The organism is Nonomuraea sp. NPDC050790, assembly GCF_044456745.1.
In the GTDB taxonomy this organism is placed as follows: Bacteria; Actinomycetota; Actinomycetes; order Streptosporangiales; family Streptosporangiaceae; genus Nonomuraea.
The window spans coordinates 726836-741409 of record NZ_JBITGF010000004.1 but is presented as its reverse complement, the minus strand read 5'-3'; the positions used below and the strand labels follow the sequence as shown (position 1 = coordinate 741409).

The window sequence follows — 14574 nt, the reverse complement described above, 5'->3', positions numbered from 1 at the left end:
CGTCTCCTCCCGCTCATGAGGGTGCTCCCGCCGCCTTGAGGCCGGCCACCCGGTCCACGATCAACATGGCCGCGAAGGCGAGCGCCACGGTCAGGGTGGAGACCGCGGACACCCCCGGATCCACCGTGTACGCGACCTGGTTGAGCAGCTTGACCGGCAACGGGTTCAGCGCCGGCGTGGACAGGAACATGCTGACCTCCACGTTGACGTAGCTGGCGGCGAAGCCGAGCAGGCATCCCGCGCCCAGCCCGGTGCGCATCAGCGGCAGCGTGACGTGCGCGAACCTGCGCCACGGGCCCGCGCCCAGGTCGGCCGCGGCCAGTTCGAGCGACCTGGGCGCGCCGCGCAGCGAGGTGAGCACGCTGCGCAGGACGAACGGCAGGGCCAGGATCGCGTGGGCCAGCACGAAGCCCGGGTAGGTCCTGCCCACACCGAGGACGAGCAGCAGTTGGAGCAGCCCGACGCCGAGCACGATCTGCGGCACCAGCATCGGCAGCGTCAGCAGCGCCTCGATCGTGTCGCGTCCCGGCATCCTCGGCGAGGTCAGCGCCAGCGTCGCCGGTACGGCCAGCACGGCGGCGACCACGGTGGCGATCAGCGCGATGTTGGTGGAGGCCACGATCGAGTCAACCCAGGCCGGGTCCGACAGCACGAGCGCGAACCACTTCAGCGTGAATCCCTCGGGCGGGAAGGCCAGGTACCCGGTCGTGGTGACCGCCGTGCCGAGCAGCACCACCGCGGGCGCGAGCAGGAACAGCGCCACCAGGACCAGCCACACCTTGCCGGCGGCCCTGGCCGCCCGGCCGGTCTCCATCTCGTGGCTCATCGTGCTCCTTCCGTCGCGTAGCGCCTGAGCATCCGCAGGTAGAAGACGACCGCGGTGAGCGAGAGGACCAGCAGCAGCACCGCGAGCACGCTGGCCGTCACCCAGTCGAAGGTCACCAGGGTCTGCTCGTAGATCAGCATGGACAGCACCCGCACCTGGCCGCCGGAGAGCACGGCCGGGGTGACGTAGCCGGTCACCGCCATCGCGAACGCCATGAGCGCCCCGCTGGCGACGCCGGGGACGGTCAGCGGCAGCGTCACGGAGGTGAACCGGCGCCAGGCGGTCGCGCCCAGGTCGGCCGCCGCCCGTTCGAGCCGGCCGTCCAGCGCCTCGAAGGCCGCGAGGATCGACAGCGTGGTGTAGGGCAGCAGGATGTAGACCAGGCCGATGATCACGCCGGTCTCGTTGTAGAGGAGGGACCAGCCCTCCCGCGACAGGCCGAGCGCCCTGACGACGTCGTTGACCAGCCCTTCCTTGCCCAGGAGTACCAGCCAGGCGAACGACCTGACCACGGCGGAGATGAACAGGGGGGTGACCAGCAGCAGGAGCAGGGCCCGCCGTACCGACGCGCTGCGCACGCAGCGGGCCATGCACCAGGCGGTCGCGTACCCCACCACGACGGTCACCGCGGTGGCGATCAGCGAGACCCGCAGGGTGGTGACGGTCACTTCGAGGTAGAGCCCGTCGCTCAGCACCCGCCCGTACGCCGACGCGCCGCCGGTGAAGCTGGCGGCGACCATCTGCCCCAGCGGCGCGACGAAGAGCAGAAGCGTCGCGAGTACGGCCGGCGCCGCCAGGGCCCACTGCCGCCACGACGGCCCGGCCCCCGCGGCGCTCCGCCGCCCGGCGGGCCGGGTGGCGGGCGGCACGTCGGCGGACCGTACCGGCGTTCGTGTGCTGGTGGACATGCGGTTCCTCACATCTGCTTGGCGAGCGAGGCCAGCAGCCTCCCCGCCGCATCGACGGCGACGTCGACCCGGGTGAAGTCGACCTTGTCGTAGGTGTCGCCGGGCTTGTGGTAGTCGGCCTGGCGCCACCACATGAGCAGCAGGGCGGGGATGCCCCGCTCGTGGAAGGCCCAGTGGTCGGCGCCCGGCTTGTTGTCGTCCACCCTGACCTCGCCGATCTCGGCTACGTTGGCGGCCTCGATGGCGTCGAGGGCGGTGGCGCGCAGGTCGGGGTCGGTGCACCACAGCCAGAAGAAGTCGCCGCCGGAGATCTGGTCGAGGCAGACGCAGTAGCGGACCTGGCCGAGCAGGCCGCGTTCGGTGAGGTCGTTGACGAAGAAGTGGGAGCCGAACATGCCCACCTCCTCCCCCGCGATGCCGACGAATTTCACGTTCATCGCGATGTCGTTGGCCCGCAGGTGTTCCAGGACGCCGAACATGCCGGCCGTACCGGAGGCGTTGTCGTAGGCGCCCGGGGTGTCGAGCTGGGTGTCGTAGTGCGCGCAGACCACCACGTAGTCGCTGGAGGACGGGTCGCCCTCGTAGGTCGCGATCACGTTGTAGGAGTACGCGTCGGGGTCGAGCCTGGTGCCGATGGACACCTTCGCGGTCACCGGGGTGCCCGCGTCCACGGCGGCGAGCAGGCGTTCGCCGTCCCGGGCGGAGACCACGACCATCGGGACGCGGTACAGCGCGTTGGGGTTGATCAGCGGGATCGCGTCGCCGCCGGCGTTGACCACGACCTGGGCGACGGCGATGCCGTCGTCGTCCACGAGCTCCAGGGTGGGCATCTCGTACAGGCCCGCGATGAGCACCTTCACGCCGTACCTGCGCAGCGTCCCGGTGAGGTCGTCGGCCGGCGCCGAGTAGACCACCGGGGCCACCTCCAGGGGCTCCTCCAGGCCGCCGATCGTCACGGTCAGGGTGGGCGCCCGCGTCACCGACCAGCCGACGAAGCCCAGGCGCTGCAACGTGGTCGGCAAGCCCTGCTCGCGGAAGCACTCGGACAGGAATTCGGCCGCCCGGTGCTCGCCCTCGCTGGCCGAGAATCGGACACCGATGGTCTCCGAGAGGCCGGACATGACCCGGGCAACGATCTCTGACGGCATATAAACTCCCTGCTCGTAGCTCTGCAATTCGACGAATCGAACGATGACATCGCATACTGAACGCCGAGCACCCCAGCCGTCAAGCCCCTTACCGCCCAGAGGAGCCTTCGAAGGGCGCGAGAATTCACCCGGAGGTTGTGATGGGTAACGTGGAGATCATTGACTTGCTCGCCGCGAATCTGCGGCGGTTGCGGCGGTTGCGCGGCCTGTCGAGCGCGGAGCTGGCGCGGCGGGCCGGCGTCGGCCCCGCCACGCTGTCCTTGCTCGAACGCTCGCAGGGAAATCCGACCCTGGAGACGGTGACGTCGCTGGCCGCGGCGCTGGGCGTGCCGGTGACCGACCTCATCGACGGCGCCAGACGGCCGCCCGTCACCGTGGTGCGGGCCGACCAGGGCGCCCGGGTCACCCGGCCGAACCTGGACCTGCGCTTCGTGCACCGGTTCAGCTCCAGCGGGCTGGACACGGTGGAGTTCTACGAGATGACCGTGCTGCCCGGCCAGGAGTACCGCTCGCGCGGCCACGCCGGCGTCGAGAACATCGTGGTCACCTCGGGCACGCTGGTCGCCGGGCCGGTCGACCAGCCGGTCACGCTGTCGGCGGGCGACTTCGTGGCCTTCTCCGCCGACGCGCCGCATGTCTACTCGACCAGCGGGGACGTCCCGGCCAAGGCCGTGCTGGCGCTCCGCCACGCCCAGGGCGACCTGGGGCCGGAGCCGGTCAGCGGCTCGGTCATACTCTCGCTCGCCGACGAGGTCCCCGACGCCGACTGGCAGGAGGAGCAGCCTTAGGCGGCCAGCGCGCCCGGCCGTGCCTGCGCCTGCCGCAGCGCCGTGAACATGGTCAGCCCCGCGCACAGCAGCGGCGCCGCCTCCACCGCGCCCAGGCCGTCGGGTATCCGCACCAGCCCGCTGCTCCTGACGTGGACCATCTCGGCGTAGCCGCCGTCGATCGTGGTGCCGGTCTGGGGCTGGTCGGTGCAGTTGACGAAGTCGCCGCGGCGGCACTGCTCGCACTGCCCGCAGTGGCCGCCGAGGTATCCGATGCCGACCCGCTCCCCCGCCCGCCAGCCGCGCACGCCGTCGCCAACCGCGTCGACGACGCCGACGATCTCGTGGCCGGGGACGATCGGCGCGTGCGGGTCGGCCCGCACCCCCTCGACCGCCAGGACGTCGGAGTGGCACACCCCGCAGGCCTCGACGCGGACGCGGACGTGGCCGGGTTCGGGCTCCCGCGCGGGGCGGGTGACCAGGCGGAACCTGCGGGCGTCGGAGACTTCGAAGGCTTGGTACGCAGACATGTCGTCCTCCTTTTGGTCCTTAAAATATGACCGGTCGTCTTAGACATGGTCAAGGGGTTGACAGGCATAAGACGACCGGTCATATTGGGAAGTATGGCAAGGAGAAGCGTACGCCGCCAGATCGTGGAGGCCGCGCTGGAGCAGTTCCACACGCTCGGCTACAACGCCGCCGGGGTGAAGGTCATCACCGACGCCGCGGGGGTGCCCAAGGGGTCGTTCTACAACCACTTCGACAGCAAGGAAGCCCTGGCCGTCGAGGCGCTCAGCCGCTACGGCGAGGGCCGCCTGGACGATCTGACCTCCGGCGACGCCGATCCGCTGCTCCGGTTGCGCGGCCATTTCGAGGGTCTCCGGGAGGAGTTCACGCGCCGCTCGTACACGCGGGGCTGCCTCATCGGGAACTTCGGCGCGGAGATCGCCGACCACAGCGAGACGATCCGCACCGCGGTGCGGGGCGGTCTCGAACGGTGGGCGGGCGCCATCGCCACCACCCTCGCCGAGGCCCAGCGCGCGGGCGCCGTCCGCGCCGACCTCGACCCGCAGATCACGGCCCGCTTCCTGCTCAACGCCTGGGAGGGCACGCTGATCCGGGCCCGCGCCGACCGCTCGGAAGAGGCGTTCGACGCGTTCTTCACCACCGCGTTCGGGCCGCTGTTGCTGCCCGGCTCACCACAGAGGTGAAATGACATGACCACCACGCTGAAGATCGAGGCCGTTGTCGTCCCCGTCGCGGACGTCGACCGGGCCAAGGCGTTCTACGGCGAGCTCGGATGGAGGCTCGACGCCGACTTCGCCTTCGACAACGGCTTCCGCATCGTCCAGTTCACGCCGCCGGGCTCGGAGACCTCGGTCCAGTTCGGCACCCACGTCACCGCGGCCGCGCCCGGCTCGGCCCAGGGCCTCTACCTGGTCGTCTCCGACATCGAGGCCGCGCGTGACCAACTGGCCGCCGGCGGCGCCAAGGTCAGCGAGGTCTTCCACCCCGCGGCTCCGGGCGCCCAGTTCCGGCCGGACGGCGCCGGCCGTACGCCGGGACGCGCGGACGACGGCGCCAGCTACAGCTCCTTCGCCACGTTCAGCGACCCGGACGGCAACGGCTGGCTGCTGCAGGAGGTCACCACCCGGCTGCCGGGCCGGGTCGACGCGGCGACGTCGTTCACCTCGTCCGACGACCTCGCGCAGGCGTTGAGGCGGGCCGCGGCCGCCCACGGCGAGCACGAGAAGCGCGACGGCGGCGCCTACGACGAGAACTGGCCGGACTGGTACGCCACCTACATGGTGGCCGAGCACTCCGGCACGAAGCTCCCGCAGTGATCGCCCTGGACATCGACGGCGGCCGGCGGTTCGTCTGGTGAAACCACCGACCGCCGGCCGCTGAGCGGCGTATGCTGAACCAAGGTCCAGAGACGTGGCCGCAACTCCAGGCAGATGCCCGCGGAGGCGATGTTCCACATGTCTCGATCCATGCTTTCCACTGACGACGCCCTCCTGGTCCACGTGACCGGAGAGCTGGACCTGGCCACGATCGGCCTGCTCGACCAGGCCCTGCTGCCGCTGCTGGGCCGCGGCCCGCGCCGGATGATCGTGGACGCCTCGCGGCTGCGCTTCTGCGACCTGCGCGGCTACCGTGCGCTGACCGCGATCCAGACCATCGGGGCCGCCTCCGGCGTCGAGGTGAGCACGGTCTGCCCCGCCGGCCAGGTCCGGCGCCTGATCGACTTCCTGCAGCCCGGCTCCAGCCGATCGCCGCTGCGCGTCCACACCACCCTCGAACAGGCCCTCGCCCACAACTAGCACGGAGTCAGGCGAAGATGGCGTTCACGGCACTGCTCACCTCCGCGAGGGGCGCCTTCTCACGTTCGCGTTCTAAGGCGATCCACGCCTTGCCCTCTGCGGCGACGCCCTCCAGCACGTGCAGGGCGTTGCCGAGGCCCGCCGTGCCGAGGGTGAGCTGTGAGGCGCTCTGCGGATCCTTCGACTCGTGCTCGGTGACCTCCGTGGGCGGATCGGTCACCTTGACCCTGATCGGATCGCCGTTGGTCAGTGTCAGCTCGAAGACGTTCTCTCCGTTGTCGGTCTCAGCCACCTGGACGAAGGTGAACGCGTCGTAGCGGTAGTTCGTCCGAGCCGTTCTGCGGCAGGTGACCTTCTGGAAGTCGAGGTGCACGGTGTACTGCCGCACGCCGTCCTTGGTGAGCAGGAAAAGCAGGATCTTGTACTTCGAGTAGCGCCACGGCCCGTTCGGGTCGCGTGCCCTGCTGTACGACGGCGTGGCCGGCGCCTCGATGAAGGCATGGGCGAGAACGTCCTGCCGCTTCAGCCGGTAGAGGGTCATCGCCTGCTCCATCAACGCCTTGCGGTCGCACTCCAGCCAGCGGGCCATCTCTAGATCGTCCGGCCGGTCGGCGAGCTTGCGCTTCCAGCGGTTGTAGGCCGCCTGACGATCGGCCAGCAGGGTCTTTTCCTCCGCCTTGTCCGCGGCGTGCTGCTTGTACCGCACGGCGATGCGCAGCCAGAGACGAGCCGCCGACCAGATCGAGGCCGCGGCGACCAGCGCGGCGGGGACGACGATGAACGGGCTGACGTGCGCACCGCTCCACACCAAAAAGGCGCCCGCCACAGCCGCCGCAATCGCGGCGAGCACACACCTCACCCTCAGCAGGAAGGGGACGCGCAGTTCCTTGCGGTAGTCCCACAGCGTGCCCGTCTGCCAGCGCCGAGCGACGTCCGCGACCAGGTATCTGATGAGCCAGGAGACCCGCTTGGCGTTGACCGTGCTCTCCCGGTAGACGGTGACGACTTCGTCGCGCAGGGCCCGGCGGACGCCCGCCGTATCGGCGAGCCAGCGGGCCCGGTCCGCGCCACGCGGGGTGTACAGCGCGGAATAGTGGTCGAACTGATGGTCGATCTTGCTCGCGAACCCGTCGCCACGCGCGGTGGCGGCCGGTTGGCGCGCATACGCGCGATCCTTCGCCAGGCGGCGCTCCCTCCTGTAACGCCACCTCACACCGCTGCGCACGCTCGCCCACAAGGCGACCGCGAGCGCGAGCAGCGCGGCGAGCGCCGCCGTCCCGGTGTGCTGCCATGCCGTGACGCCCACGAACCCGGCGCTCACCAGGGTCAGCACGCTGGTCGCGGCGGCTCCGGTCCAGGCGCCGAATCCGATGCCGACGGGAGCCGCCGGTTCGACCCTCGCGCCGATGGGCTCCGGCTGGAAGAACTTCCAGGCCCGGCCCTCCCGGTTCTTCGCATATCGGTCGTTCTTGGCCGCCTCGAAGGCGCTCGCCCAGAGAGCGTCCTCGGCGGAGCTGTCCAGGAACATCTCCATGTGCTGGAGAACGTCGTTGCGCTGCTCGTCGGTCAGTTTCTGGAGTTCCTGCTCGACGTCGGCCGTCCCGCGCGCCGGAGGACGGGACGTCAGGAGGTGGTCGACCAGCTTGATCGCGTCGGCCCACGCGTCGTCCTCGTTCACGGCGCCGCGCACGCACCGCAGCATGGCGATCTCCGTGTACGGCACCTGCTGCAGCGTGCGCCCGCTGAGCAGGGCCAGCAGCAGATAGAAGCAGGAGCGGCCGTTGACGTAGTTGTGCCGGACCACCGCGTCGCGGAAGTGGTCACGTGCCTCGGCGGCCATCCCGCCGCGCAGGGAGTTGAGCCCCACGTCGAAGGTCTCCTGAGGCGAGAGGACTCCCTCCGCCTGGTAGACCGTGACCGGTCCGTGGATGGCCTCGGCCTGGACGGCGACGTTCGCCGAGTCCGTGGCGAGATTGGTCGGTCCGGGGTGGGGATCGTTCACAGCAGGCCCCGGATGGCCGTGATGACGGCCGACACGTGCGCCGCCAGCTCCGCAGCGTCCGCCAGGAGCCCGCGGAGTTTCTTGAGCGCGATCAGCGCCTTGCTCCTGCCCGCCGTGGTGCTCTCCGACAGCGACTCGGCGGCGACCTCGATCTCCGCCTCCGCCGCGATGAAGGTGTCCTCGTCCACCTCCTGGGCCTTGCGCGCCTCGGCCAGCCGCTCGCGCAGTTCGGCGAGCTGGGCGGCGGGGTCGGCGACCCTCGCCGGGGGCGGCGTGCCGATGGTGACGTCGCCGTGGATGTGGCCGGCCTGCACGCCCACGCGGGCGTGGTCGCGGGCGACGTTCTTCGCGCTGTCGGTCATGCTCTTCGCCTCTCTCGACGTGCCCACCGGACGGTTCTCGTGCTCCGCGGCCAGTTCCTGAGCGAGGGCCACGGCGAAGGCCGCCGCGTTGGCCGCCGCCCTCGGCTGCCAGTTCAGGCCGTCGCTCGCGGTCTTGGTGCCGTCGGCGCGGTCGCTGACGCCGCGGATCACGGCCATGGGCAGCGACCTGTTGTGATGGGCGGCCTGCGCGACGCCGGCCGACTCCATCTCGATCGCGAGCGCGTCGTTGTAGGTCTGGCGCACCCATTGGGCGTGCGCGGAGATCGCGGAGTCCTGGACGACCTCGCCGGCCGCGATCGGGCCGAAACGCACCGCGGGTACGGCCGCGCCCGCGGGCAGCCGGCGGGTCCAGGTGCCGGTGCGGAAGAGGTGGCGGGCGACCTGGTCGGTTTCGTGGGCGATCTCCCACACCCGCGGGCGGGCTTTGAGTCCGCCGTCCTCGCTGGTGCCGCCGTGGTAGGCGTACACGTGGGTGGCCACCACGACGTCGCCCAGCCCGATGCCCGGCCACAGAGCCCCGGCGACCCCCACGAACAGCAGCGCCGACGGCGAGAACGCGGCGATCGCCCGTTCGGTGATCACCGCGGCGGGATGGTTGCCCTTGCCCACCAGGCCCAGGCCCACCCGGCGCCCGCCGAGACGGCCGAGCTCGAAGCGGGTGCCCGCGGTGTGGCGGTGTACGCGCGGGTCGGTCAGGTGCCGGCGAACGGCCTGATACTCCAGATCCAGCGCGGTCAAAATCACGATCATGACCATCGACCTCCTAAGGCCGAGTCATCGGGGGGTTGAGGACGTGAACCGGACCGGCCTTGAAGAGCCGGGCGGGCCGTCCGTTGGGGGTCTTGCGCATCGGCCCGTCGGCGACGATGAATCCGCGGGCGCCCTGGACTTTGCGGTAGAAGTTTCGGGGATCCAGACGGATGCCCCAGACCGCCTCGTAGACCTGCTGGAGCTCCGAGATGGTGAAGGTCTCGGCGCAGAACGCGGTGGCCAGGGCGGTATGCTCCAGCTTCGCACGCGCGCGCTCGACCCCGTCGGCGATGATGCGGCGATGGTCGAAGGCCAACTCCGTATCCGGTGCCAGCGCGTCGTCCACGGACGTCCAGGAGGCGTCGGCGGCGTCGGTGCCGGCGATCGGCTCCGGCAGGCGGGGGGCGATGGCCAGGTAGGCGACGGACACGACCCGGCCGCGCGGATCGCGGCCCGGCTCGCCGTACACGGCCAGGGGTTCCAGGTGCACCTCGGACAGGCCCGCCTCCTCCGCCAGCTCGCGCCGCGCGGCCGCCTCGATGTCCTCGTGCTCGTCGAACAGGAAGCCGCCCGGCAGGGCGAGGGCGCCGAGGAACGGGTCGATGCCGCGCTCCACGAGCAGGACGTGCAGGCGTGCGTCCCGCAAGGTCAGGATCACGAGATCGACGGCGAGAAGGATGCGCGGCGGCTGCCATGGGTCGTCGGGCATGCGCCAACCCTAGCTTTTTGTCAGATAGACAGAAAGTCCCCGATCAGGAAGGTGACTGTTCCCGCCCGACGTGGAGGGCGGCGTAGCCCTGGCCGGGGAAGGCGCGGAACTTGGCGTCCTCGGTGAAGAAGTAGCGGGTGTCCGGGGTGGTGCGGCTGCAGGCGGTGACCGTTTCGGCGACGCCGAGGATGCCGACGGCGTTGACGATGAACGGCAGGGTCCGCTCGGTGTGGACCTGGCCGATGTCGATCTGCCGCGGGGTCGGTTCCCAGCCGTCGGGCATCCTGGCCATCAGCGCGGCCCGGGTCGCGGCGCGCGTCAGGAGGCCGTAGCCGGGGTCGGCGACGGCCTCGCGGGTGTAGGCCAGGGCGCGGCGGTACTCAGGGGTGCCCGCCCACTCGGCGAACTCGCTCACCCGCAGGTCCGGCCGTCCGGCGTCGTCGCGGGCGCGGCGGATTCTGGCCGCCATCTGGCTGATGTCGGCGCGGGCCCTGCGGTAGGCGTGCTGTTCCGCGCGACCGCGGGCGAGGTAGGTCGCGACGGTCATCTCCAGGTCCGCGACCACCACGTCCACCCTCTTGACCGCCTGTACGGCCCAGCGGAACGTCTGCGCGAGCCGGGCCGCGGAGAAGTAGGGGTTCCCCGGGCTGACCAGCAACGTGAGGTGTTCCCGCCCGGCCAGGATCCGGGCGCAGCGGGGACTGCACGGCTCGACCTCGACGGGCGGGCCACCTGCGAGAGAATTCACGACCTCGGGTCTTCCCCGCGTACCCGGTCCTGACGATCGGGCGACGGCAAAGTCCGTTACTCGGCCGCGGCGAGGATCCCGGCCAACTCGGCGACCGCGTGGCAGGCGGCGGGGCCGGTGGCCCGGATGGTCACCGTGCTTCCCGCCGTGGCGCCCGGCTCCCCCGCCCGACCGCCCGCTCGTCCTGGTCGCCCACGAGATCGGCGCCGCCGACCTGCTGGAGCCGGGACGGACGGTGACCGGCGCCGTCTCCGTCACCGGCGGCTCCAACTCCCATGCCGCCATCGTGGCCCGCGCCAGGAACATCCCGCTTTTGCTCGCCGTGGACGCCGATCTGCTCGACCAGGCCGACGGCCAGGAGACGCTCCTGGACGGCGAGCAGGGGCAGGTCGTCGTCTGTCCTGAGCAGGCGGAACGGGCCAGCGCCCAGACAGCCATGGACACCGCGCGGCTCCGCCGCGAGAGCCTGGCGGCCGGCCGCCACCTGCCCGCGGAGACCGTGGACGGCCGCCGGATCGGCCTGCTGGCGAACGTGGCCGACGCCGCCGACGCCCGCGCGGCCGTGTCCGCGGGAGCCGACGGGGTTGGACTGCTCCGTACCGAGCTGCCCTTTCTAGGACATTCCGCCTGGCCCACGCGGGAGCGGCACGAGGCCGTCCTGGTTCCGGTTCTGCGGGAGCTGGCCGGCCGTACCGTGACCGTGCGGACGCTCGACTTCGCCGACGACAAGCTCCCCCCTTCCTGCTGGCGGGCGCCGAGCGGGGACGCATCGGCCGCGGCCTGCCGCTCATGCTCGCCCAGCCCGACACCTTCGCCGACCAGTTCCGCGCACTGCTGCGCGCCGGGGCGCCGACGGACCTACGCGTCATGATCCCCATGGTCGCCGACCTGCGGGAACTGCGAGCCTGCCGCCGTCTCCTGCACCGCGCCGCAGACGACGCCGGGCTCGCTCCCCCGCCGCTCGGCATCATGGTGGAGCTGCCCGAGGCCGTCGCCGTCGCCGCCACCGTGGCGGCCGCCCACCGGCACGGCCGGACGGTCTCGGTCTGCGGGGACGCCGCCGCGCATCCCCTGGTGGTCCCGCTCCTGCTGGGGCTCGGCTGCGACAGCCTGTCCGTCGCGCCCTCCCGCCCTCGACGAGGTACGCGCCCTCGTGCGCCGGCTCGACTCCGTGACCTGCGGTGAGCTGGCCCGCGACGCCCTCCGCCTGGGAACGGCGCCGGAAGTCTGGGAAGGGTGCTCGGCATGACGCTGAATCTCCGGGCGGCCTCGCCCGTGCCCATCGGCCTGGGGCTGGCCGCCGTCGGCAGGCCCGGGTACATCACCCTCGGCCGGGGGGTGGATTTGCCTGCCGTACGCACGGAAGAGGCTCTGCGCGAGCGGGCCTTCGCCCTCATGGACTCGGCCTACGCCCAGGGCGTGCGCTACCTCGACGCCGCCCGCTCCTACGGCCTGGCCGAGACCTACCTCGCCCAATGGCTGCGATCCCGGCCCGACGTCACCGACGTCGTGGTGGGCAGCAAGTGGGGCTACACCTACACCGCGGGCTGGCACACGCAGGCGGAGGTCCACGAGGTCAAGGACCACAGCGCCGGCGCCTACGACCGCCAGGTCGCCGAGACCCGCGCCCTGCTCGACGACCGGCTCAACCTGTACCAGATCCACTCCGTCACGCCGGACAGCCCCGCGCTGGGCGACACCGCCCTGCACGAACGGCTGGCGCGTCTGGCGCGGACAGGGGTGGCCGTCGGCCTGTCCACCAGCGGGCCCCGCCAGGCGGACACCATCCGCGCGGCGCTGGCGGTCACCGTGGACGGCAGGCCGCTATTCGAGAGCTTCCAGACGACCTACAACCTGCTGGAGCGCTCCACCGGCACCGCCCTGGCCGAGGCGCACGCCGCCGGTCGCGCGGTGATCGTCAAGGAGGCCCTGGCCAACGGGCGTCTGACCGGTCCCCACCTCGTCCTGCCCGAGATGAACGCCTTGCTGGAGATCGCCCGGGAGACCGGCGCCACGTGCGACGCCGTCGCCCTCGCGGCCGTCGCCGTGCAGCCCTGGGCCGACGTGGTGCTCTCCGGCGCCGCCACGGTCGGCCAGCTCACCAGCAACCTCGCCGCGACGCGTGTCCGGCTCGCTCCTGCCCAGGTGGAGCGGCTCGGCGAGCTGGCCGAGCCCCCCGGCGCGTACTGGACGCGGCGATCGCAGCTCGCCTGGGAATGACCCTTCACACCTGACGAAGCCTTGCCATGACGTACTTTCTTCCGCAATCCGACCCGGTCCTGAAGGCCGCGCGCGGGCTCGCGCTGGCCCACCCCGGCCTGATCGAGGTGAACGCGAGCCCGCTGTACCTACGAGCCCGCACCAGCCATCCCGATCGCACGGTCGCGTTGATCTCCGGAGGCGGCTCCGGCCACGAGCCGTTGCACACGGGCCTGCTCGGCCCCGGCGGCCTGGACGCGGTCTGCCCCGGCGAGATCTTCGGATCCCAGCACAACCGGCAGATCTACGAGGCCGGCGTGGCCGCGCCAAGCGTGACGGCGTCCTGCTCATCATCAAGAACTACACCGGCGACGTGATCAACTTCAGGATCGCGGCGGAACGGCTGCGCCACGACGGCATTCCGGTGGCCACCGTCCTGGTCGACGACGACCTCGCCACCGACCAGACCGGGGCCGCCACCGGCCGCCGTGGCACCGCCGCGACCGTGGTGCTGGAGAAGCTGCGCGGCGCCTTCGCCGACCGGAGCGCCAAGCTGGACGAGCTCGCCGCGCTGGGCCAGGAGGTCGTCACCCGCTCCCGCAGCCTCGCCGTCGCGGCCCGCGCCCAGACCTCTCCCTCCACCGGTGCCCCGGCCTTCGACCTGAGCCCCGGCACCCTGGGCTACGGGGTCGGGATCCATGGCGAGCGTGGCGTGCGTACCGTTGCCCACCTTCCGATCGAGCAACTCGTCCGGCAGATGACCGACGACCTGCTCGACGCCCTGCCTGCGGGGCGGGACAAGGTGCTGGTCGTCGTCAACGGCCTGGGCGCCACGACCGGCCTGGAGCTGCACGCCATCGGCTCCCTCGTGCACGACCTGCTGACGGCCCGCGGCGTCGAGCCGCTCGCCATCGTGCCGGGCACGTTCACCGCCGCCTTGGACATGGCGGGCTTCTCCCTCACCTTCACCCACATGAAGGCGGAGTGGCACGAGCTGTGGACAGCATCCGCCGAAACCCCACTCCACTTTCCCGCCCTCAGCCCCCTCACCCCTGCGCCCGCCGTCACTCCCGAGCCCCACACACCCGAGGCCAGCCGCGCCCTACCGAAGAAGAGCACCCCGGTCACCCGCGCACCGCTCGACCCGCACGAGGAGCAGGGCACCCCGACCACCCACACAGCGCCCAACCGATACGCGGAGGCGGGCACCGCGACCAGCTACGCGGTGCTCGACCGCTATGCGGAGATCGTCTCCCAAGTGCGCGACAACCTCACCACCCTGGACCAGCTCGTCGGCGACGGCGACTTCGGCGACAACCTGGCCGGAGGCGTGCGCCGGGCGGTCAAGCTGAACGAGTCGGGCACCGACGGCATGTCCGCCCTGGTAGACGCCTTTCTGAACGAGGTGGGCGGCACCAGCGGTCCACTCTTCGGACTCCTCTTCCAGCACCTGGCCACCGTCCCCTGGCCCGACGACCAGGCACCCGACGCTCTGGCCGTCGCGGAAGCGGCCAGGTTCAGCCTCGCAGCCATCCACCGGGTAGGAGGAGCCGAAGTCGGCGACTGCACCCTCGTAGACGCACTCGCCCCCGCCAACACCGCCTTGGCATCCGCCGTCCCCTCCACCAGCCCCCTGTCCCCCGACGCCCTCTCCACCAACCCGGCGTTGTCCGACGCCCCGTCCACCAGCCCCTTGCCGCCCAGCGCCCCCTCCCCCAACCCCCTGCCAGCCGACGCCCCCTCCAGCAACCCCTTGCCAGCCGACGCCCCCCTCGACCGACGCCCGACCGGCAGGCGGTCCATTTGCTGA

16 protein-coding genes and 1 pseudogene are annotated in these 14574 nt (G+C 71.5%); 9 read left to right on the top strand and 8 right to left on the bottom strand.

From position 1 onward, the window contains the following. Window positions 1-13 precede the first annotated feature (13 nt). From ACIBEJ_RS23805 to ACIBEJ_RS23795, 3 genes are read right to left on the bottom strand one after another with little or no spacing between them, the layout of a single operon-like run. Window positions 14-826, bottom strand: a complete 813-nt coding sequence (locus ACIBEJ_RS23805) for an ABC transporter permease (RefSeq protein ID WP_397184978.1) — start codon at window positions 824-826, stop codon at window positions 14-16. Next, window positions 823-1734: an ABC transporter permease gene (locus ACIBEJ_RS23800; RefSeq protein ID WP_397184977.1), complete on the bottom strand. Its 912-nt coding sequence runs from the start codon at window positions 1732-1734 to the stop codon at window positions 823-825. Before ACIBEJ_RS23800 ends, ACIBEJ_RS23805 begins: the two co-directional genes overlap by 4 nt. An 8-nt stretch (window positions 1735-1742) precedes the next feature. Further along, a complete protein-coding gene (locus ACIBEJ_RS23795) occupies window positions 1743-2882 on the bottom strand; it encodes a M28 family metallopeptidase (RefSeq protein WP_397184976.1) in 1140 nt (379 codons plus the stop codon). 149 nt (window positions 2883-3031) lie between these two features. On the opposite strand from ACIBEJ_RS23795, the gene ACIBEJ_RS23790 reads away from it, so the two are divergent. After that, window positions 3032-3670 carry a helix-turn-helix domain-containing protein gene (locus ACIBEJ_RS23790; protein WP_397184975.1) on the top strand — a complete coding sequence of 213 codons (639 nt, stop codon included), beginning with the start codon at window positions 3032-3034 and terminating at the stop codon, window positions 3668-3670. Here the strand turns inward: ACIBEJ_RS23790 and ACIBEJ_RS23785 are convergent. Then, on the bottom strand, window positions 3667-4179 hold the full coding sequence (locus ACIBEJ_RS23785) for an alcohol dehydrogenase catalytic domain-containing protein (RefSeq protein ID WP_397184974.1): 513 nt from the start codon (window positions 4177-4179) through the stop codon (window positions 3667-3669). The genes ACIBEJ_RS23790 and ACIBEJ_RS23785 overlap by 4 nt on opposite strands. 93 nt (window positions 4180-4272) lie before the next feature. Between ACIBEJ_RS23785 and ACIBEJ_RS23780 the strand changes: the two genes are divergently transcribed. The 3 genes from ACIBEJ_RS23780 to ACIBEJ_RS23770 all read left to right on the top strand — a co-directional run bounded on the left by ACIBEJ_RS23780 (window position 4273) and on the right by ACIBEJ_RS23770 (window position 5973). After that, window positions 4273-4860 carry a TetR family transcriptional regulator C-terminal domain-containing protein gene (locus tag ACIBEJ_RS23780; RefSeq protein WP_397184973.1) on the top strand — a complete coding sequence of 196 codons (588 nt, stop codon included), beginning with the start codon at window positions 4273-4275 and terminating at the stop codon, window positions 4858-4860. A gap of 6 nt (window positions 4861-4866) precedes the next feature. Then, on the top strand, window positions 4867-5493 hold the full coding sequence (locus ACIBEJ_RS23775) for a VOC family protein (protein WP_397184972.1): 627 nt from the start codon (window positions 4867-4869) through the stop codon (window positions 5491-5493). A gap of 150 nt (window positions 5494-5643) precedes the next feature. After that, window positions 5644-5973, top strand: coding sequence for an STAS domain-containing protein (locus ACIBEJ_RS23770; protein ID WP_397184971.1), 330 nt, complete (start codon window positions 5644-5646; stop codon window positions 5971-5973). Window positions 5974-5980: 7 nt separating this feature from the next. Here the strand turns inward: ACIBEJ_RS23770 and ACIBEJ_RS23765 are convergent, their stop codons facing one another. From ACIBEJ_RS23765 to ACIBEJ_RS23750, 4 genes are read right to left on the bottom strand one after another with little or no spacing between them, the layout of a single operon-like run. Beyond that, the gene (locus ACIBEJ_RS23765) at window positions 5981-7975 is read right to left on the bottom strand and encodes a hypothetical protein (protein ID WP_397184970.1); all 1995 of its coding nucleotides are present in this window, start codon (window positions 7973-7975) and stop codon (window positions 5981-5983) included. Next, complete coding sequence (locus ACIBEJ_RS23760) at window positions 7972-9108, bottom strand: purine phosphorylase (protein WP_397184969.1); 1137 nt, start codon at window positions 9106-9108, stop codon at window positions 7972-7974. Before ACIBEJ_RS23760 ends, ACIBEJ_RS23765 begins: the two co-directional genes overlap by 4 nt. 13 nt (window positions 9109-9121) lie before the next feature. Continuing rightward, complete coding sequence (locus ACIBEJ_RS23755) at window positions 9122-9817, bottom strand: NUDIX hydrolase (RefSeq protein ID WP_397184968.1); 696 nt, start codon at window positions 9815-9817, stop codon at window positions 9122-9124. 43 nt (window positions 9818-9860) lie between these two features. Then, complete coding sequence (locus ACIBEJ_RS23750) at window positions 9861-10565, bottom strand: tRNA-dependent cyclodipeptide synthase (RefSeq protein ID WP_397184967.1); 705 nt, start codon at window positions 10563-10565, stop codon at window positions 9861-9863. On the opposite strand from ACIBEJ_RS23750, the gene ACIBEJ_RS23745 reads away from it, so the two are divergent. From ACIBEJ_RS23745 to ACIBEJ_RS23725, 5 genes and pseudogenes are all read left to right on the top strand, one after another. Further along, window positions 10477-11436 (top strand): putative PEP-binding protein, encoded by a 960-nt coding sequence (locus ACIBEJ_RS23745; protein WP_397184966.1) that lies wholly within the window; start codon window positions 10477-10479, stop codon window positions 11434-11436. The genes ACIBEJ_RS23750 and ACIBEJ_RS23745 overlap by 89 nt on opposite strands. Next, entirely contained in the window at window positions 11355-11750 is a 396-nt protein-coding gene (locus ACIBEJ_RS23740; RefSeq protein ID WP_397184965.1) for a putative PEP-binding protein, read from the top strand. Before ACIBEJ_RS23745 ends, ACIBEJ_RS23740 begins: the two co-directional genes overlap by 82 nt. A 60-nt stretch (window positions 11751-11810) precedes the next feature. Continuing rightward, entirely contained in the window at window positions 11811-12785 is a 975-nt protein-coding gene (locus tag ACIBEJ_RS23735; protein WP_397184964.1) for an aldo/keto reductase, read from the top strand. A gap of 26 nt (window positions 12786-12811) precedes the next feature. After that, window positions 12812-13725 (top strand): annotated as a pseudogene (locus tag ACIBEJ_RS23730) (dihydroxyacetone kinase subunit DhaK); the annotation flags it as partial. Continuing rightward, the gene (locus tag ACIBEJ_RS23725) at window positions 13708-14574 is read left to right on the top strand and encodes a DAK2 domain-containing protein (RefSeq protein ID WP_397185284.1); all 867 of its coding nucleotides are present in this window, start codon (window positions 13708-13710) and stop codon (window positions 14572-14574) included. The pseudogene ACIBEJ_RS23730 and the gene ACIBEJ_RS23725, both read left to right, overlap by 18 nt.